Below are 18,485 nucleotides of genomic sequence, written 5' to 3'. Positions count from 1 at the left end.
GGCTAATCCAGAGGTGTGGCCCTTGGCGCAAGGACTCGGACGAAGACGATGACCAGCAGGCCTGCGACGGGGACAACAACCAGGCCGAGGCGCAGGGAAGAGGCATCTGCAATGGCACCGACGAGGGGAGGTGCAAAGAGGAAACCGAGGCGGAGCAACCAGCTGACGATGGCGAGTCCCGCGCCCGGACGGAACCCGGGCAGTTCGTCGGCAGCGTGCATCGCCGCCGGGATAAGGGTGGCAACACCGAATCCCGCAAGGCCGAATCCTATGACGCTCCCAACAACTGTGGGGAACATGAGTGCGCAGCCCATTCCCAGCAAGGCGATGAAGCCCCCGGTGCGCGCAACGGCGCGCTGACCGAAGCGGTCCACCATCCGGTCACCCAGTATCCGGCCCACAAACTGCATTCCCTGCAAGGCCACAAAACCAGCGCCTGCCATAAAGGCAGAGGCTTCAAGGGAACCTGCGAGGTAAATGGCAGACCAGGTGCTCCCCGAGTCCTCTACGAGCGCCCCGGCTGAGGCGATCATCACCAGCGCAAGAAGGACTCCGTACTTGGCCATGGATCGACCTGAGGCACCATCCGATCGCGTCACGTACCCGCCGGCCGGGCCTTCGCCAGCATCCCCTTCGCCGGCATCCCCTTCCGCGGCATCCCCTTCCGCGGCGGGCTCGGCTGGTTCCTGCCCGGGAAGCAGCAGCCGGTACGAAAGAACAGCCATGAGGCTGAAAATCACGGCCGCCAGGGCGAGGTGAAGGGGACGGGGTAGGGCCATCCCTGCTGCAGCGGCACCCAGGAGGCCTCCCATTACAGCCCCCACACTCCAGACCGCATGGAAGGAGTTAAGAATCGATCTTCCGTAGAGCCTCTGGACTCGAAGGCCGTGGGAATTCTGCGCAACATCCGTGATGGAGTCCATCGCGCCGGCGACGAAAAGACCGACGGCAAGGGCCACCCAGGCTGGAGCGTTTCCCGCGAGGAGGATCCCCAGCGAGGACAGCACTGTTGCGACGATTGCCACTCTGGAAGAACGAAACCGGCGAACCAGCGGGCCTGCACTCAGGCCAGCCAGGACCGCGCCCACCGGAAAAGCAGCAATGGCGAAGCCAAAGGCAGCGTTCGTCAGCCCGAGATCGGCTTTGATCTCCGGATACCTCGGCAGAAGGCTGGCGAAGATGGCGCCGTTGGTGAAGAACAGTACGTTGACTCCAAGGCGGGCATGACGCAGGGCCTTGGTAGGGAGTTGATCCAGAAGCGGAGCAAGCGACATAGGTTTCGATTCTTCTTTTCGGCTTGGCGGTTTCAACGGCATTTGGGATCGGATTGCAGTTTTTGAATCCCGCCGTGCGGGCGAAACGTGAACGTTCACGAACTTGTTGCAACGGTACGCGAGCAAGCATCTATCTGCAATGCTGTTCAGCATGACCACCTTGGAATGGCGCGGCACGTTTCAGAACGAAGAGATCAACCAACTGCACGCAGAGGGCTTCAACCATGAACCCGGCGACGACGATTGGACTGGCATGCTCGCGCGCTTCAGTCTGGGTTGGGTTACAGCACGCGACGAGCAAGGTCTGGTGGGGTTCGTCAATGTGATCTGGGATGGACAGGTGCACGCGTTCATTGAAGACACGTTGGTCGCGGATCGAGCGCGCCGCCAAGGCATTGGCAAGAAACTCGTCTCCGTGGCAACGGAGCAAGCTAAGGCGGCCGGCTGTGAATGGCTCCATGTTGACTTCGACGATCATCTCAAGAGCTTCTACTTCGAGGCCTGCGGTTTCCGCCCTACGAATGCGGGGCTGATCCAGCTCCGCTAGACGCAGTGCTCCGCTAGCCGGCCATGCCCCGCTGCCTCTTGGGAAATGGGATCCGGTCGAGGTCGTTCGCGGCTAGGACGGTGGTCCGGCCTGCGCGGGCTTTGGCTTGCCCGGCCAGTGGCGCGACGTCCTCGTAGCGGGCTGAGAAGTGCGTCAAAATGAGAGTGCCAACGTCCCCGCCGGCCGCCAGATCACCAGCTTGGCCGGCTGTGAGGTGACGGTATTGCTCAGCGAGCGCAGCGTCGTCGTCACTGAACGTGCACTCCGCCACCAGCAGATCGACGCCGTCGGCAAGCTCCTCCGCCCCAGCGCACGCTGCCGTGTCCATCACAAAAGCAAAGCGCTGCCCGGGCCGCGGCACGCTGACGTCCTCCAGACGCACGCCGGCCAGGCGTCCTTCCCGTTGGAGCCGGCCGACCTCGGGTCCTGAAATCCCAGCCGCGGCCAGCCGCTCAGGAAGGAGGGTGCGGCCGTCGGGTTCCACGAGCCGGTAGCCGTACGTCTCGATCCTGTGGTTGAGCGGCCGCACCTCCAGGCCAGGAGCCACCATTGCGTTGGCGCCGTGCGGACGCAGCCGAAGATCAAGGCCGGGGGAGGCGAGGGATACCAGGGCCCGGACCACGTCCTCGCCGGAAGCGGGAAAGTGCAGATGAACCGGGTGCTGGACGCCGTCCAGGACCATCCGGGAAAGCACTCCCGGCAGGCCGTAGCAGTGGTCGCCATGGACGTGGGTGAGGCAGATGCGGGTGATTTGGGTGGCCGAAACGCCTGCGAGCATCATTTGGCGCTGCGTACCCTCGCCGGGGTCGAAGAGCAGGCCCTCACCGTCCCACAGCAGCAGATAGCCGTTATGGTTGCGGGTCCGGGTGGGGACCTGGGAGGCGGTGCCGAGGACCACGAATTCACGCATGGAACCGAGTGTGCCACGGCTCCGCCAACAAGCGAGAATGGACGCGTGACTGATCCGGGCGAATTCGTGGACGCCGCCCTGCAACGGGAGGGCTCGTGGTACCGGGCGCAGGATGCACAGGACCGCTTAGGTGGTGACCTGCGTCTCTACGGCGCCTCTGTTGGCGCTGTCCGAGGCGCGATCCGCGATGCTTCCCGCCGATACCGTGGCCTGACCCATGACGAGATCACTGCGCTGAGCTCCGAACTATGGGAAGTCCCGGTCTTCGAGCGTCGGCTGGCTGCGATAGTCCTCCTGCAATCCCATGTCCGTCTTTTGAAGAATACCGATCTGACACGGCTTGAGGGCTTTGTGCGGGACTCACGCCTGCCTGAACTGGTGGATCCGCTTGCAGTCGACGTGATTGGCCCGTTGGTGACAGGGTTGGACGTACTGGGACGCGTGCGGGCCGACAGCGTCCTGGACCGCTGGGCACGGGACCCCGACGAGTGGCTACGGCGGGCGGCCATACTCTCCCAACTTCGCGAGCTTCGACGGAGCGCGGACAGTTGGACCGCCTTTGTCCGGAGGGCGAGCCTGGCGCTGGAAAACGCTGAGGAGATGTCCGACGGCGGACTGGCAGTCAGGGCGGCTATCTCACGTGTTGTTGGGGAAACTGCGAAAAACGGACCAGGACTTGAATTCTCGTTCCACGACGGTTGATCCTCCTATTCGCGGCTTCTTGACCCTGTTCCGGTGTCCGGCCACCATGAGGTATGAGTGATTCTGCAGCCGATACCGGAGATGTTCCTTCAGGCGTAACAGAGGGCCTGGACGTGGGGAATCCCGCCCGCCCTGCTCGTGAAGACAGCGCTGAAACCGTGGAAAGAATCGCCGAGGATATTCGCGACGATGTCAGGCTGGGCCATGTCCAGGATGACGTGAGCCATGTTCTTGAAGAGCGTCTGGATGAGGCAGGCATAGAGATGCGCCCCGAAGACGTCGATGATCTCGCCGAGGAGATCGAGAAGGACGCCTCGAGTTGAGCAGCAAGTAAACCGGTAGTATCCTGCCGATTAGCGCTTGGGATATGTTCCAGCGTCACCCGATCATCTAATTCGGCAAAATATTGCCGAAATGCCCTCTTTAGGGAACGATGGGAGTAGAAGATGCCCTAACCGGCAAAATTCTGCCCCTATCGGAGGCCTTTGAGGAGCGAAACCATGGAGGACGTTCAGTCCATCGCGTCAAGCATTCGTGCTGCGCGGAAAGAAGCGGGCCTCACTCAGGAAGACCTCGCGCATCTGGCCGGAACGTCTGAACGGACCGTGCGTGGCCTGGAAACGGCAACGGGAAACCCGTCATTGCGGGCCGTCGTAGCGATCGCCAATGTGCTTGGGCTCCATCTGGCGGCAGAATGACGGCGCCGCTCATGCCGCAGGATCTGCAGCAGCTCAAGTTCGTCAGGACGGCCGATGTCTACAAGAACGGCGTTCTTGCCGGTCAACTCGCAAGGACTGATCACGGCGGCGTGAGGTTCTCCTACGAGCGGAAGTACCTGAACGGACAGGGACTGCCAGTTGCCATCTCGTTGCCATTGTCGGAAACGCCTGTAGAAACCCCTGCCGGCGCCCTGCCTCCCTTCTTCGCTGGGCTGCTGCCCGAAGGGCACCGACTGACCGTGCTGAAGAACGCCGCCAAGACCAGCTTCGACGACGAACTGACCCTCCTGCTTGCAGTGGGAGCGGATGTCCCCGGCGATGTGCAGGTGGTTCCGGCTGGTGCATTCCCGGAGGAACCTCCGCCCCTGGCCGACACCACCCGCCCCGAGGAGCTCGACTTCTCGGCTCTGGCGGACGTTGTGGATCTTCACGGACTCCCAGGGGTGCAGCGGAAGACCAGTGCCTCCATGCTCACCACACCACTGGCTTTGAGGGGCCAGCGGTATCTGCTCAAGCTTGATCCGCCGGAACATCCGCATCTAGTGGTGAACGAGTCAATGCACCTGTCAGCCGCGAGGGCACTGAAGATTCCGGTGGCGGTGAGCTCGGTGATCTCGGACAAGAACGGGCTTCCGGGTTTGCTCGTGCAACGCTTTGACAGGGTCAAGAGTGCGGACGGGAGCTGGGTCCGGTTGCCGTTTGAGGACGGAACCCAGGTTTTAGGCCTCCCGCCCGCTTCCAAGTACGCCGTCAACTCCGAAGACGTGGCAACGGCCCTGATGCGGATCTGCCAGGCACCGATGGTGGCGGGACGTAACCTGTATCTGCAGTTCGTCTTCGCCTGGCTCACTGGCAACGGAGATCTCCACGCCAAGAACCTTGCGATCCTGGGCGGAAGCAGGGGCTTTGTGATGGCTCCCATCTATGACATCCCCTGCACTTTGGTTTATGGGGATGACAGCCTTGCCCTTCCGGTCGCAGGGAAGACGAAGAACCTTAAGGCCAAGCACTGGGCGGAGTTTGCTGCATCCATCGGCTTGCCGGACAAGTCAGCAGCGTCAGCCAACCGTCTGGCGATAACGGCCGCGACTGCCATCAATCTGGATTCCTTGCCATTTTCCGGGTCCCCGCTGCGTGGTGCCCAGCGTGAACTGCGGTTTCGCCGCAGCCAACTGCAGGACTAGCGGGAGGCTTCCCGTTCACACATTGCCTTAAGCTTGTCCAGAGCCTTAGGCCACAGGTCGTTGAACATCTGAACGAACTCGTCGTCGCTGTCCGCTTCCACGTCGATCTCAACGTCGAGAACAATCATCCCGTCGGCCTGCCTGAACGTGTAGTTCTCGTGCGTTCCGGCGAAGCTCTTCGCTGCACCTCCACCAGTTCCACGTTCCAGAGCGTTCCGTCAGCCACGGTTGCGGCCATGTAGGTGCACACGGGTTGGCGACGGCGGTCTGTTGGCGACCCTGGATTCAGCAAGCGCAGGCCACGTTGCGAAGTTGTGTCCCAGGGAATGTGGCTGTGTCCGAAGACGAGGACATCCGCTTCCGGAAACAATGCTTCGCATCGCTGCTCACGGCCCGCGGCCTGCCCCGTTTCATGGATCATGGCGAAGTGGACGCCTTCAAGAGTGACTGCTGCGGTTTCCGGCAGCCTGAGGCGGAGGTCCTCGCCGTCGTTGTTGCCGTAGACGCCAACGAGCCGGCGGCTGCGCTTCTCAAACTCGTCCAGCAACTCCACTGACACCCAATCGCCGGCATGAAAAACCACATCGGCGGAGGCTACCGCGGCCCACACCTGCTCCGGAAGCTTCCGTGCACGTACAGGGACATGGGTGTCTGAAACCAACAAAAGCCGGACGGTCATAGGGCATATTCCCATGGGCCGCGATTCCCTGTCAGCATCCTGTTCCCCCGGCACATGGGCGCGAAGTACTCTATGGCTGGGAGGTAAATTGCCATGAAAGCAACCCAAGGCGACCGCATCACCATCCGCGGCAAGACCGTCGAGTCAGCGGACCGGCACGGCCAAATCATCGAAGTCCGCGGGGCAGACGGCGCTCCACCGTACCAGGTGAGGTTCGACGACGGTCACGAGACTATCGTCTTTCCCGGCGGGGATTTCGTCGTCGACCGTAAACAGCCACCTGCTGAATGAACGGATCCATTCACCAGCCATCAGAAGGTCCGCCCCGACGTCCTGGTCCCCGTGACCCCGGCGACGCCTGGGTGGAAGGGGAGCACGGCAGATATTGGGGCCGTTTCGGTGCTGCCGGCGTACTGGTCCATGACGTTGCGCGCGGCATCCTGCTGCAGCACAGAGCGGTCTGGAGCGACCGCGGCGGTACCTGGGGCCTGCCCGGCGGAGCCCTGCATCAAGGCGAGGATGCGGTGGAGGGTGCGCTCCGTGAGGCGTTCGAGGAAGCCGCCGTTCCCCCTGACGGTGTGGAGGTTCTGTTCACATCAGTGCTCGACATCGGCTACTGGTCCTACACAACAGTGGTAGCCCGCGCGCTGGAGCCCTTCGAACCCGCCATCAACGATCCCGAGAGTATTGCCCTCGAATGGGTTCCACTCGATACGGTCCACCAAAAGGAGCTTCACCCGGGCTTCGCTTCATCCTGGCCTGAACTTCGGGCGAGGCTGCTGGAGGACGCCCGTCAGGACTCAGTTATCCCCTGGATGGGCCCGTAGTCTTCGCCGTACTGCGCCGTGACGAGGATGGGCAGGTGATCCGAAGCGCCCCGGGGCAGGGTCTCAACACTTTCGATGTTGAGCCCCAGCGACGTCGCAAAGTCGAAGTGACCCTTGAAGACCTTGTACCGCGTGTACGTTCGACGGTCGCTGAGTGACAACTCATACCCGGAGTTCTTCATGTGTTCGGTGAGGTTCTTGGTGAAGAACGGGTAGTTGAAATCGCCGACCATCAGGGTCATCAGGCCGGCCCCCATGCCGAGCAGTTCGGCGTGGGCGGCATGAATCTGGTTGCGCCGCAAGGAATTTGACGCCGTCAGGGGAGCCGCATGGAACGAAGCAATCACCAGTTCGTGGTCGGTCTCCTTGTCCGTGACGCGGATGCCGATCAGCCGCTCGTGGGCAGGCGCCAGCACGAGGTCGTGAAGGGACTTCTTCAGCGCAAACGTCTTCGTTTCATGCGAGGCGAAGCGGTCCATCCTGTAATAGATGGCAAGGCCCAGGCGGTTGCCCTTGGTTGCATCGGCCAGATGCAGAGGCCCCAGGATTTCGGGCAGGTCTGTCGTGTCGCACTCCTGCAGGCAGAGGATGTCGATCTCGAAGTCCTGGGTCAGGTTGAGCAGTTCACCGCTGGCCTTGTGCTTCCGGAGGTTGTAGCTGATGACTCGTATCAGGGTGAGCACCTCTTCGGAGGGAAGTTGGATAGGAAACCAGTCACCGAGTCTACCCAGTCAAAAGCGTGCGTGCCGGAAATGTCTTCAGCGCGTCCGGGTGTGCAAGGCCGGTCACGGCGATCCCCATCGGGCACCGACGGCGGAAGGACGCCGCGGAAAGAGATAGTGTGTTCTGGAATCTGCAACAGCGAGGCGAAAGGGTCACCGTTGACTGCTGCTCTCCCGGAACTTGCCGAAGGCGACTTTTACTACCAGTCCTTGGGTAGCGGACGCTTCCGCTCCACCATTCACGCCCAGGGTGCCTGGAATGAGCATGAACAGCACATGGCTCCGGCGTCCGGGCTGATGGCGGAATGCCTGGAACGTCACGAGCCGCGGACCGGATTGAGGATGGCCCGTCTCAGCTACGAGATCCTGGGACTGATTCCCGGCGGCGAATTCAGCATCGTTACAACAACCCTGCGCCCGGGACGGACCATTGAGCTGGTCCAGGCCGAGCTGGTGGCAGGCGGCCGCGTTGCAATCCGGGCCACGGCCTGGCGGATGATGACAAGCGACACCTCAGCTGTAGCGGCCATCGAGGAGACCCCGATCCCCGCGTTAGAGGATTGCAAGCCTTACGACGGCGCCAGCGTTTGGCCGGGCGGCTTTATCGCTTCACTGGAAATGCGGGTGGCGGAGGGGCATCGTCCCGGGTCCGGCAAGGTGTGGCTTCGCACGTCCCATCCGCTGACCAATGCAGCGGACAGCGGCGATGTCGCACGGCTCATTGGCCTGGTAGACACAGCCAATGGCATCGCCGCACGGGTGCCCCCCGGCGCCGGTAGCTATGCCTTTCCCAATGTGGACCTGCAGATTCATATGTACCGCGAACCGTCGGGTGAGTGGCTGGGGCTGGATAACGCCGTCTCCTTCGGTGCCGACGGTATTGGGCTGACCTCAACGGTGTTGCACGATCTCCAGGGTCCCTTCGGCCGGGCAGAACAGATCCTGACCTTGCGTAAAACCCCATGACAGACGGGCCGCCGCCGACGCTCACAGTGTTCCGGCAGGAGGAGTCGCTTGGGGCGGCGCGGGACCTGGAGTTTGGCATCGAGCTCCTTGGCAAGGTCAAGACCGGGGAGGTCGGCCCAAGCCTCAGGCTCTACCGCCCCGCACCGACAGTTGCGTTCGGCCAACGGGATGCCAACCTCCCCGGATTCGAGGCCGCCGCTGAGGCCTGCCGGAAACTTGGATTCGAACCGCTGGTCCGCCGGGCCGGGGGGCGGGCCGCTGCCTATCACGAGGGCACCCTGATTATTGATCACGTGGAACCGCACCGGGACGCCATTGCCGGGGCAAAGGGAAGGTTTGCATTTTTTGGTGAGCTTCTGGCCGAGGCTCTGCGCAGCGTAGGCGTGCAGGCCGGGGTCGGAGAGATACCAGGGGAGTATTGTCCCGGGGAGTTCAGTGTTCACGGACAGGCTGCCGATGATCCTGGCAGGCAGGTCAAGCTGATCGGCACAGCACAGCGTGTTGTGTCGGGCGGGTGGCTGTTCAGCTCGGTGATCGTGGTGGAGAATTCAGAGCCGATCCGCGAGGTCCTCACGGCCAGTTACGCCGCCCTGGGGCTCGACTGGGATCCCAGGACGGCGGGAGCTGTGAACGATCTGGTACCCGGCCTTGATGTGCCTGCCATCGAGGCAGCTGTCATCAATACCTATGGCGGCTACACAGACCTGAACCTCGGGGCCTTCGCAAGCGTCCACCCCTAACGTCCGGCCTTAACGTTCAGGCGGACACTTTCCTAGAGCGCCGCCAGGGCCCCGAGCCGGCTCTTGACCTCTGCAAGTGAGGGGTTGGTGGCCGCGGTGCCGTCCGGGAACAGGACGGTGGGGACCGTCTGGTTGCCGCCGTTGAGTTGCTCCACGAGTTCGGCGGTGCCTGCTACTTCCTCGATGTTGATTTCGGTGTAGCCGATGCCTTGACCATCAAGCTGCTTCTTCAGCCGGTTGCAGTAACCGCACCAGGTGGTCGAAAACATGGTGATGGTGCCGTCTTCGGGGGTAAAGTCCACGGGTTTCTCCTTCAATCAGGGGGTTCCTTTGCTTCAACGGTAACCTGCAGGCCGGTATTCCTTTGCTCTTGAGTGCCCCAGATGACACTGGACGGGCAGTGATGGCATGCTGATCGGATGTGTGGACGCTATGTGATGGCCCGGGCCGTGGGAGACCTTCTTGCCAGGTTTGATGCTGAGCTGGACCAGGAACTTACGGTGCGGCCCTCGTGGAACATTGCTCCTACCACTGACGTTCCCGTTGTGCTGGAAAGGCTTATTGATGGCGGCGTGGCACGGCAGTTGCATTTGGCGCGCTGGGGTCTGGTTCCCTCGTGGGCGAAAGATCCAGGCATCGGCGCCAAGATGATCAACGCCCGCAGCGAAACAGTCCTGGAGAAGCCCGCCTTCCGGGAAGCTGTTACCTCCAGGCGCTGCGCGTTACCGGCCGACGGTTACTACGAATGGAAAGGCTCCGGCAAGGGCAAGCAGCCGTACTACGTGTGAGCGGCCGACGACGGCGGAATGGTCTTCGCCGGGGTGTACGAATGGTGGAGGGACCTTTCCAAGGCCGCGGGTGATCCGGCTCGCTGGATCCTCGCGACCTCCATCCTGACAACGTCCTCCAAGACGGAAGGGTCACGGCGGGAAGGATCACGGCGGGAAGGATCCGAAGCGCCGGTTTTGGGGGAGCTGGCCGCGCTTCATGATCGGGTTCCCGTGGCCATGAGCGCCGCGGCCATGGCTGAATGGCTGAGCCCCGGAGCTGTTGATGCGGCGGCGCTGGTCCACTTGGTTCGTTCCCAGGCCCACCGGGTGGCGGAGGGCTGGAGAATCGATCCGGTGGGCGCCGCGGTGGGAAGTGTGCGCAACGATTCCGCCGAACTCATCCAGCGAGTGGAACCGATCGAGACGGCGGAGGCTCTGTTCTAGCTGCTCTGCCGCCGCCCGCTGAATGATTGACTGCACGAGTAAGGCGTTCTAAAGTCAAAGTATCTTGTTTTAGAAGAGTCGATGTCAGTGGAGGCGACTGAGATGGACTGGCAAGGCTGGGCGCTGTTCGGTCTGCTCGCAACCACCGTGCTGACCGTCGTCATGATCGTCGCGCAAATGGCTGGTTGGACGCGGCTTGACCTGCCGCTGGTGCTCGGCTCCTTGCTTACACCTGATCCGGACCGCGCGCGGATCGCTGGTTTCTTCATCCACCTCGCCGCGGGCCAGGTCTTCGCCTTGGGCTACGCCGCAGTATTCACTCTCCTTGGAGAGGCAACCTGGTGGCTCGGAGCAGTGCTTGGACTTCTTCATGTCGCGGTTGCCCTGACCGTGATCCTGCCGCTCCTGCCGGCAATCCACCCCCGCATGGCTTCCCCGAGGGCAGGCCCGTCCAGTACCGCTGTGCTGGAACCGCCCGGCTTGCTGGGCCTTAATTACGGCATTCAGACGCCGGCTGTCGCCATAGTCGCCCATGTGATCTACGGCGCTGTGCTCGGACTCCTGCTGAGGGCATCGTGAAGCCGGCAAACAGAGCTCCGGAAGGACTGAACTACCCGCCCATTGGAGATTACGGGCTGCTGGGCGATACACGCACGGCGGCCCTTGTCTCGGCAGACGGTGCCATAGATTGGTTTTGCGTCCCCTCATTCGACGGGGAACCTGTATTCGGCGCACTCCTCGGTGGGGCCGAAGCAGGAACCTTTCTGGCCGGACCCGTCCTGCCTGCACGGCGGGTGACGCGCCAATACCGCCACAACAGTGCAACCCTGGAAACGGTATGGAGTCGTGGAGAAGGTCGCCTTGTTCTCACTGAGGCAATGGTGTCCGAGGTGTCCGGCCAATTGCTGCCCACGACTATTCTGGTCAGGCGTCTCCGGGCAGAAGGTTCGCCCATGCCGGCAGTGGTGAACTTCGACCCCCGGCTTGGCGAAAAACACCGCCGCCCGCGCGTCCGCCCCGGACCGCATCTCGTCTGCGAATGGGGCCCCCTGGCTCTGTCCCTGGGCTGCAGCCAAGAGCTGCAGCTGGAACCAGGCAAGCCCGCGTCACTGACCGTCACACCTGGCCAGCCGGTGACACTCGTCATGGCCGTGGCATACGGCGAGCCGCTTATCTATGTCAACCCGGCAACAGCCTGGGATCTGGTCGAAGCCGACGAACTCCGTTGGCGCGACTGGATGGACGGGATCGATAGCGGCAACACGGTTCCCTTCCGCGAGGCTGTCCTCAGGAGCCTGCTCACGCTTCGGCTGCTGACGTATTCTCCCTCAGGGGCGCCTGTTGCGGCCCCCACCACGTCACTGCCTGAAGCGGTGGGCGGGATACGCAACTGGGATTACAGATACGCGTGGCCACGGGACGCGAGCATTGGGGTCGGTTCCTTCCTAGGCGTAGGAAAGTCAGCTGAAGCTGTGAACTTCCTCGGCTGGCTGTTGCACGCCAGCAGGCTCCAGCGGCCACGGCTGCCTGCCCTGCTGACTTTGGCCGGGGGTCGAGTCCCTCGTGAACGCATCCTCGAGGAGTGGCCCGGATATGCGGGCAGCGCGCCGGTCCGCACAGGCAATGCGGCTGCAGGCCAACACCAGCTGGACGGCTACGGCTGGGTCCTGGATGCCGCCTGGCTTTTCGTGGAAAGCGGTCAGCGGCTCTATTCGGAAACCTGGAGGGCAATGCGGGGATTCACCGATCTTGTAGCCTCACACTGGCGGGATCCGGATGCCGGCATATGGGAGATCCGGGCGGACGCATCCCACCATGTGCACTCCAAGATGATGGGATGGCTGACGCTGGACCGCGCCCTCCGGATCGCTGAAACCCATCCTCTTCGCCGGTCGCAACGACTGCGATGGGAAAAGGCCAGGGACGATGTCGCCGCCGAGATCAGGAGTAAGGGTTTCGACCCCATCTTGAACTCCTACACCCGTACCTTCGGATCCTCGGACCTGGACGCCGCGCTGCTGGTTCTTCCGGTCATCGGTCTTGAAGAAAGAGACTCGCCCCGCGTCAATGGAACAGTCGACGCCGTTCGGAAGGAACTGTCCGCAGGTTACCCGCTCCTCTACCGTTATCCGCCAGGCCGGGATGGTCTTCCGGGAACGGAGGGTGCCTTTTTGCCTTGTTCATTCTGGCTTGTTCAGGCCCTGGCATTCACCGACAGACGGTCCGAAGCCACTGAACTCTTCGAAGCGCTTTTGGGTGTGGCCAACCCACTGGGCCTGTACAGCGAAGAAATCGATCCTGCTACTGGAGCCATGCTCGGGAATTTCCCCCAGGCCCTCACCCATGCCGCGCTTGTCCAGGCAGCCCTGGCACTTCGCGACGCGTGATTATCGGCGTCGTGCCTGATTAGGAACCTGATCAAAAATGATGGGGGCGCGGCCGTTATCCCCGCGCCCCCCTGTGTTTCAGCTACTCCTTTACGGTGAAGCCCTGCTCGGAGCCGTACTTGACCGTGGCCTCTTGCCAGGCCGTCAGCCCATCCGTGAGTTTCGTATCGGAGACGTAGGCCTGGCCAACGGTGTCGTTGAAAATGCTGTTGGCGTACACCTGGAACGGCAGGTAGGACCAGCCCTGGACCACGTTCTGAGCGGACTCGGCAAAGATCTTGTTGGCCTGCTGGCCGCCGAAGTACTTGAATTCCGCATTGAGGAACTCGGGGGAAGAGATTTCCTTTGCCGTGGAAGGGAAGGAGCCGCCGTCAATGCGGGTCTTCACGCCGTCATCGACGTTGGAGTATTTGAGGAAGCCGTAGGCAAGGGCAGCCTGGCTACCGTCGGCCGGGATGGCCAGTGAGCTTCCGCCGTTTTCGGAGCTGCTCTTGCCGCCTTCCTCCCACTGGGGAAGGGGCGCCGCGCGCCATTTGCCTTCTCCCTCGGCCACACCGGAGGAGAGGTTGCCGGGCATCCAGGCACCGATGGGCAAGGTGGCGATAGTGCCGCTGCCAAGGCCCTTGTACCACTCATCGCTCCAGGAACCGACGGGAGCCAGGAGTTTCTCGTCGATAAGCTTCTGCCAGGTTTCGGTGAATTTTTTGGAGCCTTCATCGGAGAAGTTGACAGTGACGTTGCTGCCGTCCACCTTGTACGGCTTTCCGCGGGCCTGCCAGATCATGCTCGTCGTAAAGCCCGCATCGCCGGTGTCGTTGGCGATGTACGCGTTCGGATCCGCCTTCTTCAAGGCGCGGCCGGCTTCCAGGAATTCGTCCCAGGTCGTGGGCACGGCTATCCCGTGTTTGTCGAACACCTCTTTGTTGTAGAACAGTGCCATGGGACCTGAGTCCATCGGCAGCCCGTAAACCCCGCCTGCGGCCTGCACCGAAGCCCACGGGCCGGGCGTGAAGGTGTCCTTCAATTCTGAGGCGCCGAACTGGGAGAGATCAGTCACAGACTTGGCAAGCGAAAACTGGGGGAGTGCGTAGTACTCGATCTGCGCAACGTCAGGGACGCCGGATCCTGCTGAGATGGCGTTCTGAAGGGCGGTGTACTGGTCATTGCCCGTACCGGCGTTGACGAGTTCAACGTCCACGTTGGGGTACTTGGCTTCGAAGCCCTCTACGACTTTCTTAAGCGTCGGCTCCCAGGCCCATACAGTGAGCTTGCCGCCCTTTTGAAGGGCTTCTTCGACGGCGTTGCTGCTGACGGTCTGTTGGGTTGCGGGGGCGCCGCCCCCGCAGCCGGTCAGGCCCAGTGCGAGTGCTGCTGCGACTGCCGAACCTTGCAGCAGGCCGCGACGGGTCAAAGTTTTATTCATGGTCTTCCTTCTACTTGCGTTAGTGGTGCATGTACGGAGCGCGGTGGTGCCGAGTGCGTTCTGGGGAGCCCGCTGCGACGGACCCATGGTGGGAGGAGGACGTTATTCTTTGACGCTTCCGGCCGAAAGTCCGGCCTGCCAATAGCGCTGCAGGAGCAGGAAGGCGGCGATGAGGGGCAGGATGGTGAGCAGCGATCCGGTAATGACGAGGTTGAAGATTGCTTCGCCTCCAGCGGTGGCGGCCTGGGCGTTCCACGCGTTCAGGCCAAGGGTGAGCGGGTACCAGTCCGGGTTCTTCAGCATGATCAGCGGGAGGAAATAGTTGTTCCACGTCGCGACCATCGTGAACAGCAGCACAGTGACAATGCCCGGCGTCAGCAGCGGCAGGCAGACCTGGAAAAACGTGCGCACTTCACTGGCTCCATCAATGCGGGCGGACTCCAGGATTTCGGTGGGGATCGCTTCAGAGGCGAAGGTCCACATGAGGTAGAGGCCGAACGGGGAGATGAGGGAGGGGATGATCACGGCCCAGGGGGTGTTCGTCAGGCCCATTTGGCTGAACATGAGGAAGGTCGGAACAGCCAGCGCTGTACCTGGTACGGCGACTGCGCCGATGACTACGGCGAAAACCCCCTTCTTGCCCGGGAAGTCGAACTTCGCGAGCGCGTAGCCGCCAAGCACGGCAAGGAAGGTGGCGCCCCCGGCGCCGAGAACCACGTACAGGACGGTGTTGGCGAGCCAGCGGAGGAATATTCCGCCGTCATACGTGGCAGTACGGGCAATGTTGTCCCACAGGGCGAAGTCGTTGTCGAACCAGAGTCCGAAGGAGCTGAAGAGCCCTTCCTGGGTCTTGGTGGAGTTGACGAGCAGCCAGAACAGCGGCGCAAGGCTGTAGAGGAGAACCAGGCCCATGGCGAGAGTCAGCCCTATGCTTCTCCGCGGTCGGCGCTTCGGGGAAGTACGGGAGGACCGGAGGCGCACTGGGGAGGCGGATCGTCCGGACGGGGGGATGGTGCCGGGGCGGGTGGCCGTGGGGGCGCTCATGGTCAGCGTTCCTTTCGCATGCCGCGAACCTGAACGGCGAAGGCGATTGCCATCGTGAGCAGGCCCATGATGATGGCAACTGTGGCGGAGTAGTTGTACTGCTGGCCCGAGAAAGAGAGGGAGTAGGCGTACAGGTTGGGGGTGAAGTATGTGGAAATGGTGTTTGGCGACAGGCTTTTGAGGATGCTCGGTTCGTTGAAGAGCTGGAAGCTCCCGATGACGGAGAAAATCGTCGCAACCACAATGGCGCCCCGGATGGCCGGCAGTTTGATGGCTGTAATGACCCTGACCTGCCCCGCCCCGTCGATTTCCGCTGCCTCATAGAGTGACTTCGGAATCACCGTAAGCGCGGAGAAGAAGATCAGCATGTTGTAGCCGATGAACTCCCACGTCACGATGTTCCCGATCGAGAGAAGGACGAGTTCGGCGGACAGCGGGCTCGGCAGTGACAGTCCGAGGGCCTGGTTGATGTTCCCGACCAACCCGAAGCGTGTTCCGTACATGAATCCCCACATAAGGGCAGCCACCACAGCGGGTACTGCGTAGGGCAGGAAGATCGAGATGCGGAAGAAGGACTTCCCGTACAAGCGGCCGCTGTCCAGCGCCAGGGCCACAAGCAGGGCGATAAAGAGCATCACCGGTACCTGGACGGTGAGGAACAGTGAGACCCGCCCCAGGGCAGACCAGAACTGCGGATCAGTCAGGGCGCGGACGTAATTGTCCAGGCCGACGAAGGTGGTCCCGCCGATGAGCTGGTTCCGGAAGACGCTCAGGTAGATCGAGTAAGTGATTGGCGCGAGGAATACCAGGGCAAACACCGCCATAAAAGGGCCAATAAACCACCATCCTGCCCAAGATCTCCGGCGGGGTTTCCGCTCGAATGCAGCGGAGGCCGCGGGCGCGGCCAGCGTAGGGGACGCCGTTGTCATGAAGGTCCTTTGCGTTCTCAAATGAGTGGAAGCAGGGCTTTGGTTACGTAAACATGCGTTGGCTCGTAATGTGGTGTTTACGTAAACATGATTGGGTACGATGTTGGCATGCTCACAAAGTCTGGTCAACCTCGCCCTGCTGCCACGGAAGTCCAGCAGGGATCTCCGGCCCGTGACCGGAAGCGGCGGGTATCCATGGCCGATGTGGCAGAGCTTGCCGGTGTGTCGTCGCAGACAGTCTCCAGGGTCTCCAACGGCAGCCCGGATGTCATTGAGGCGACCCGCCAGCAGGTCATCTCCGCTATGAACGAGCTCGGATACCGGCCCAACAGCGCTGCCCGTGCCCTGAAACGCGGCAGCTTCCGCACCATCGGGGTTATCCTCTTCTCCCTCTCCTCGATCGGTAACGTCAGGACGTTAGAGGCCATCGCCGTTCATGCCGCCAAAAAGGACTACGCCATCACGCTTATCCCGGTGACAGCACCAACTCAGGCAGAGGTTCAGGGGGCTTTCTCACGAATGGGGGAGTTGGCCGTCGACGGCGTTATCGCCATCATGGAGATCCATCTCCTGGATGCCGCCACAGTCTCGGTGCCCCCGGGAGTCAAGGTGGTCGTCGTGGATTCCAATGCCGGTGAGACGTACAGCGTGGTGGATACGGATCAGGCTGACGGCGCGCACAAGGCCGTGGAGCACCTCCTTGGCCTGGGACATCAGACTGTCTGGCATGTGGCAGGACCTGAGGAATCATTCGCGAGCGGCCGGCGCCAGCAGGCCTGGCGGGAAACCCTGCTGGCTCACGGAAAGGACCTCCCGCCGGTAGTGCGGGGAGACTGGTCGGCCGAGTCGGGGTACCAAGCCGGACTCTGGCTCGCCGGGCAGGAGGGCTGCACGGCTGTTTTCACCGCCAACGATCACATGGCTCTTGGCGTCCTCCGGGCGTTCCGGGAGAAGGGCAAGGCAGTCCCTGGGGACATCAGTCTGGTGGGATTCGACGACGTGCCGGAAGCGTCGTCCTACAGCCCGCCGCTGACTACAGTTCACCAGGACTTCGCGCAGGTGGGGCACCGCTGCGTGGACGACATCCTCCACCAGATCCGGAGTAATTCCACTGAACCCGGCATGGTCCTCGTCCCCACGAGCCTGGTGGTCCGCGAGAGCACGGCAGCCCCGCGGGACCTCGACGTCAATGCGTGAGTATTTTTAGGTACTCATCTTCGGCACCGTAGTCGAAGCGGCCTTCAAAGAAGGGCAGGCCCTGGGCTCCTGTACCATCCTTGCGGAAGGCGCCAGCGAGCCAATCGAGGGTTTCGGACACGGTTTGCCCGTACGTTCCCACGGGAACATAACCGAGTTTGGCGGCGGCGCTCATATCCAGCACGATTGGCGAGGCGGTATCCCAAGGCGTCCGTCCGACGTCGGACGTGGAGTCCTCTTCCAATAGCACTTCCGCCCAGGAGTGCCGGAAATGTCCGGCCGCGGTGCGCGCAATCTCCAGGACAGTGGGCGCATCAGGATCTGCTCCATTGAGCACGCGGGATCCAGGCAGCCCTGCGACAGTTTCGATCAGTGCTGCGAGGTTTACGGCAGCGCTGGTGTGATCGATTGACGTTCCGCCGTTGCGGAGGAAAATAGCGGATCGACCATCCAGGATCCGCTTCACGAAGAACCATTCGCGTGCGGGAGCGGCACCCTGGCCATGAACTTTTGAGGCTCTGATGACGGTAACCGGACTCCCGCTGGCGAGGAAGGCCTGTTCTGCAGCTACTTTGTTGGGGCCGTATCCTTCCGCGGTGTTGTAGTCACCGCTCCCTGCAGCCAGCGTCGGGTTCGTCTCAGAGATGGGGCTGTTGAATTGCGGGCGCACCTCAGAGTTGACGTGCCTGCCGTCGCCGTCGACGTAAACAGCCTTGCTTGAGATCATCACCGTCGACCCGACGGACCCAAGGAACGGGATCACGAGCCGGGCATCTGCGGCAGTAAAGGCAAGGCAGTCGACCAGCAGATCGGCGCCATTGTTCAGGGCTGACCGAAGTGATGAAGCATCGGCCCTGTCCAGGATCCGGTGCCGTGCACCGTTCGCCGCCAGATCCGCCGGCATCCGGTCAGGGTTCCGGCTGCACACATCGACCTGCCAGCCGGCGGCCAGAAACCGGCGCGCCGCAGCCTGTCCAATAACCCCGGTTCCTCCCAAAATCACAGCTTTTGACATACGCCG

General features: G+C 62.3%; 22 protein-coding genes and 1 pseudogene. 13 read left to right on the top strand and 10 right to left on the bottom strand.

What is annotated here, in order from left to right:
- Positions 1-2: 2 nt before the first annotated feature.
- The gene (locus tag M1D88_RS12000; RefSeq protein WP_458111083.1) at positions 3-1,274 is read right to left on the bottom strand and encodes an MFS transporter; all 1,272 of its coding nucleotides are present in this window, start codon (positions 1,272-1,274) and stop codon (positions 3-5) included.
- Positions 1,275-1,425: 151 nt separating this feature from the next.
- Here M1D88_RS12000 and M1D88_RS11995 point away from each other — a divergent pair, with 151 nt between their 5' ends.
- Entirely contained in the window at positions 1,426-1,821 is a 396-nt protein-coding gene (locus M1D88_RS11995) for a GNAT family N-acetyltransferase (protein ID WP_458111082.1), read from the top strand.
- A gap of 13 nt (positions 1,822-1,834) precedes the next feature.
- Here M1D88_RS11995 and M1D88_RS11990 read toward each other — a convergent pair whose 3' ends face one another.
- A complete protein-coding gene (locus tag M1D88_RS11990) occupies positions 1,835-2,731 on the bottom strand; it encodes a ribonuclease Z (protein ID WP_458111081.1) in 897 nt (298 codons plus the stop codon).
- A 45-nt stretch (positions 2,732-2,776) separates the two neighbouring features.
- Here M1D88_RS11990 and M1D88_RS11985 point away from each other — a divergent pair, with 45 nt between their 5' ends.
- The 4 genes from M1D88_RS11985 (at position 2,777) to M1D88_RS11970 (ending at position 5,336) form a co-directional block, all read left to right on the top strand.
- Positions 2,777-3,433: a DNA alkylation repair protein gene (locus tag M1D88_RS11985; protein ID WP_458111080.1), complete on the top strand. Its 657-nt coding sequence runs from the start codon at positions 2,777-2,779 to the stop codon at positions 3,431-3,433.
- A 53-nt stretch (positions 3,434-3,486) separates the two neighbouring features.
- Positions 3,487-3,756, top strand: coding sequence for a hypothetical protein (locus M1D88_RS11980; RefSeq protein WP_458111079.1), 270 nt, complete (start codon positions 3,487-3,489; stop codon positions 3,754-3,756).
- 177 nt (positions 3,757-3,933) lie between these two features.
- Positions 3,934-4,131: a helix-turn-helix transcriptional regulator gene (locus M1D88_RS11975; RefSeq protein ID WP_309105318.1), complete on the top strand. Its 198-nt coding sequence runs from the start codon at positions 3,934-3,936 to the stop codon at positions 4,129-4,131.
- Positions 4,128-5,336, top strand: coding sequence for a type II toxin-antitoxin system HipA family toxin (locus tag M1D88_RS11970; RefSeq protein ID WP_458111078.1), 1,209 nt, complete (start codon positions 4,128-4,130; stop codon positions 5,334-5,336). The genes M1D88_RS11975 and M1D88_RS11970 overlap by 4 nt, the downstream gene beginning before the upstream one ends.
- On the opposite strand, the gene M1D88_RS11965 is transcribed toward M1D88_RS11970, so the two are convergent.
- Both M1D88_RS11965 and M1D88_RS11960 read right to left on the bottom strand, forming a co-directional pair.
- Positions 5,333-5,464 carry a hypothetical protein gene (locus tag M1D88_RS11965; protein ID WP_458111077.1) on the bottom strand — a complete coding sequence of 44 codons (132 nt, stop codon included), beginning with the start codon at positions 5,462-5,464 and terminating at the stop codon, positions 5,333-5,335. The genes M1D88_RS11970 and M1D88_RS11965 overlap by 4 nt on opposite strands.
- Complete coding sequence (locus M1D88_RS11960; protein WP_458111076.1) at positions 5,461-6,015, bottom strand: metallophosphoesterase family protein; 555 nt, start codon at positions 6,013-6,015, stop codon at positions 5,461-5,463. The genes M1D88_RS11965 and M1D88_RS11960 overlap by 4 nt, the downstream gene beginning before the upstream one ends.
- A 93-nt stretch (positions 6,016-6,108) precedes the next feature.
- Here M1D88_RS11960 and M1D88_RS11955 point away from each other — a divergent pair, with 93 nt between their 5' ends.
- Together M1D88_RS11955 and M1D88_RS11950 are read left to right on the top strand one after the other, a co-directional pair.
- Positions 6,109-6,306 (top strand): DUF1918 domain-containing protein, encoded by a 198-nt coding sequence (locus M1D88_RS11955; protein WP_309105314.1) that lies wholly within the window; start codon positions 6,109-6,111, stop codon positions 6,304-6,306.
- Positions 6,303-6,842 carry an NUDIX domain-containing protein gene (locus M1D88_RS11950; protein WP_458111075.1) on the top strand — a complete coding sequence of 180 codons (540 nt, stop codon included), beginning with the start codon at positions 6,303-6,305 and terminating at the stop codon, positions 6,840-6,842. Before M1D88_RS11955 ends, M1D88_RS11950 begins: the two co-directional genes overlap by 4 nt.
- Here the strand turns inward: M1D88_RS11950 and M1D88_RS11945 are convergent.
- Positions 6,809-7,513 (bottom strand): endonuclease/exonuclease/phosphatase family protein, encoded by a 705-nt coding sequence (locus M1D88_RS11945; protein WP_458114510.1) that lies wholly within the window; start codon positions 7,511-7,513, stop codon positions 6,809-6,811. The genes M1D88_RS11950 and M1D88_RS11945 overlap by 34 nt on opposite strands.
- A 210-nt stretch (positions 7,514-7,723) precedes the next feature.
- Between M1D88_RS11945 and M1D88_RS11940 the strand changes: the two genes are divergently transcribed.
- Positions 7,724-8,530 (top strand): thioesterase family protein, encoded by an 807-nt coding sequence (locus M1D88_RS11940; RefSeq protein ID WP_458111074.1) that lies wholly within the window; start codon positions 7,724-7,726, stop codon positions 8,528-8,530.
- A complete protein-coding gene (locus M1D88_RS11935; RefSeq protein WP_458111073.1) occupies positions 8,527-9,270 on the top strand; it encodes a lipoate--protein ligase family protein in 744 nt (247 codons plus the stop codon). Before M1D88_RS11940 ends, M1D88_RS11935 begins: the two co-directional genes overlap by 4 nt.
- A 32-nt stretch (positions 9,271-9,302) precedes the next feature.
- On the opposite strand, the gene M1D88_RS11930 is transcribed toward M1D88_RS11935, so the two are convergent.
- Entirely contained in the window at positions 9,303-9,572 is a 270-nt protein-coding gene (locus tag M1D88_RS11930; RefSeq protein ID WP_309105310.1) for a mycoredoxin, read from the bottom strand.
- A gap of 135 nt (positions 9,573-9,707) precedes the next feature.
- Here M1D88_RS11930 and M1D88_RS11925 point away from each other — a divergent pair.
- The 3 genes and pseudogenes from M1D88_RS11925 to M1D88_RS11915 all read left to right on the top strand — a co-directional run bounded on the left by M1D88_RS11925 (position 9,708) and on the right by M1D88_RS11915 (position 12,871).
- Positions 9,708-10,484 (top strand): annotated as a pseudogene (locus M1D88_RS11925) (SOS response-associated peptidase).
- An 81-nt stretch (positions 10,485-10,565) separates the two neighbouring features.
- On the top strand, positions 10,566-11,063 hold the full coding sequence (locus M1D88_RS11920) for a hypothetical protein (protein WP_458111072.1): 498 nt from the start codon (positions 10,566-10,568) through the stop codon (positions 11,061-11,063).
- Positions 11,060-12,871 (top strand): glycoside hydrolase family 15 protein, encoded by a 1,812-nt coding sequence (locus M1D88_RS11915; RefSeq protein WP_458111071.1) that lies wholly within the window; start codon positions 11,060-11,062, stop codon positions 12,869-12,871. The genes M1D88_RS11920 and M1D88_RS11915 overlap by 4 nt, the downstream gene beginning before the upstream one ends.
- 82 nt (positions 12,872-12,953) lie before the next feature.
- On the opposite strand, the gene M1D88_RS11910 is transcribed toward M1D88_RS11915, so the two are convergent.
- The 3 genes from M1D88_RS11910 to M1D88_RS11900 form a co-directional block, all read right to left on the bottom strand.
- On the bottom strand, positions 12,954-14,294 hold the full coding sequence (locus M1D88_RS11910) for an ABC transporter substrate-binding protein (protein ID WP_458111070.1): 1,341 nt from the start codon (positions 14,292-14,294) through the stop codon (positions 12,954-12,956).
- A 102-nt stretch (positions 14,295-14,396) separates the two neighbouring features.
- Positions 14,397-15,338 (bottom strand): carbohydrate ABC transporter permease, encoded by a 942-nt coding sequence (locus M1D88_RS11905; RefSeq protein ID WP_458111069.1) that lies wholly within the window; start codon positions 15,336-15,338, stop codon positions 14,397-14,399.
- A 2-nt stretch (positions 15,339-15,340) separates the two neighbouring features.
- Positions 15,341-16,267, bottom strand: a complete 927-nt coding sequence (locus M1D88_RS11900) for a carbohydrate ABC transporter permease (protein WP_458111068.1) — start codon at positions 16,265-16,267, stop codon at positions 15,341-15,343.
- A 108-nt stretch (positions 16,268-16,375) separates the two neighbouring features.
- Here M1D88_RS11900 and M1D88_RS11895 point away from each other — a divergent pair, with 108 nt between their 5' ends.
- On the top strand, positions 16,376-17,464 hold the full coding sequence (locus M1D88_RS11895) for a LacI family DNA-binding transcriptional regulator (protein WP_458111067.1): 1,089 nt from the start codon (positions 16,376-16,378) through the stop codon (positions 17,462-17,464).
- On the opposite strand, the gene M1D88_RS11890 is transcribed toward M1D88_RS11895, so the two are convergent.
- Positions 17,454-18,479, bottom strand: a complete 1,026-nt coding sequence (locus M1D88_RS11890) for an NAD-dependent epimerase/dehydratase family protein (protein ID WP_458111066.1) — start codon at positions 18,477-18,479, stop codon at positions 17,454-17,456. The genes M1D88_RS11895 and M1D88_RS11890 overlap by 11 nt on opposite strands.
- Positions 18,480-18,485 lie beyond the last annotated feature (6 nt).

Source organism: Arthrobacter sp. R1-13 (assembly GCF_054161475.1).
This window is presented reverse-complemented; position numbering and strand designations above follow the sequence as displayed.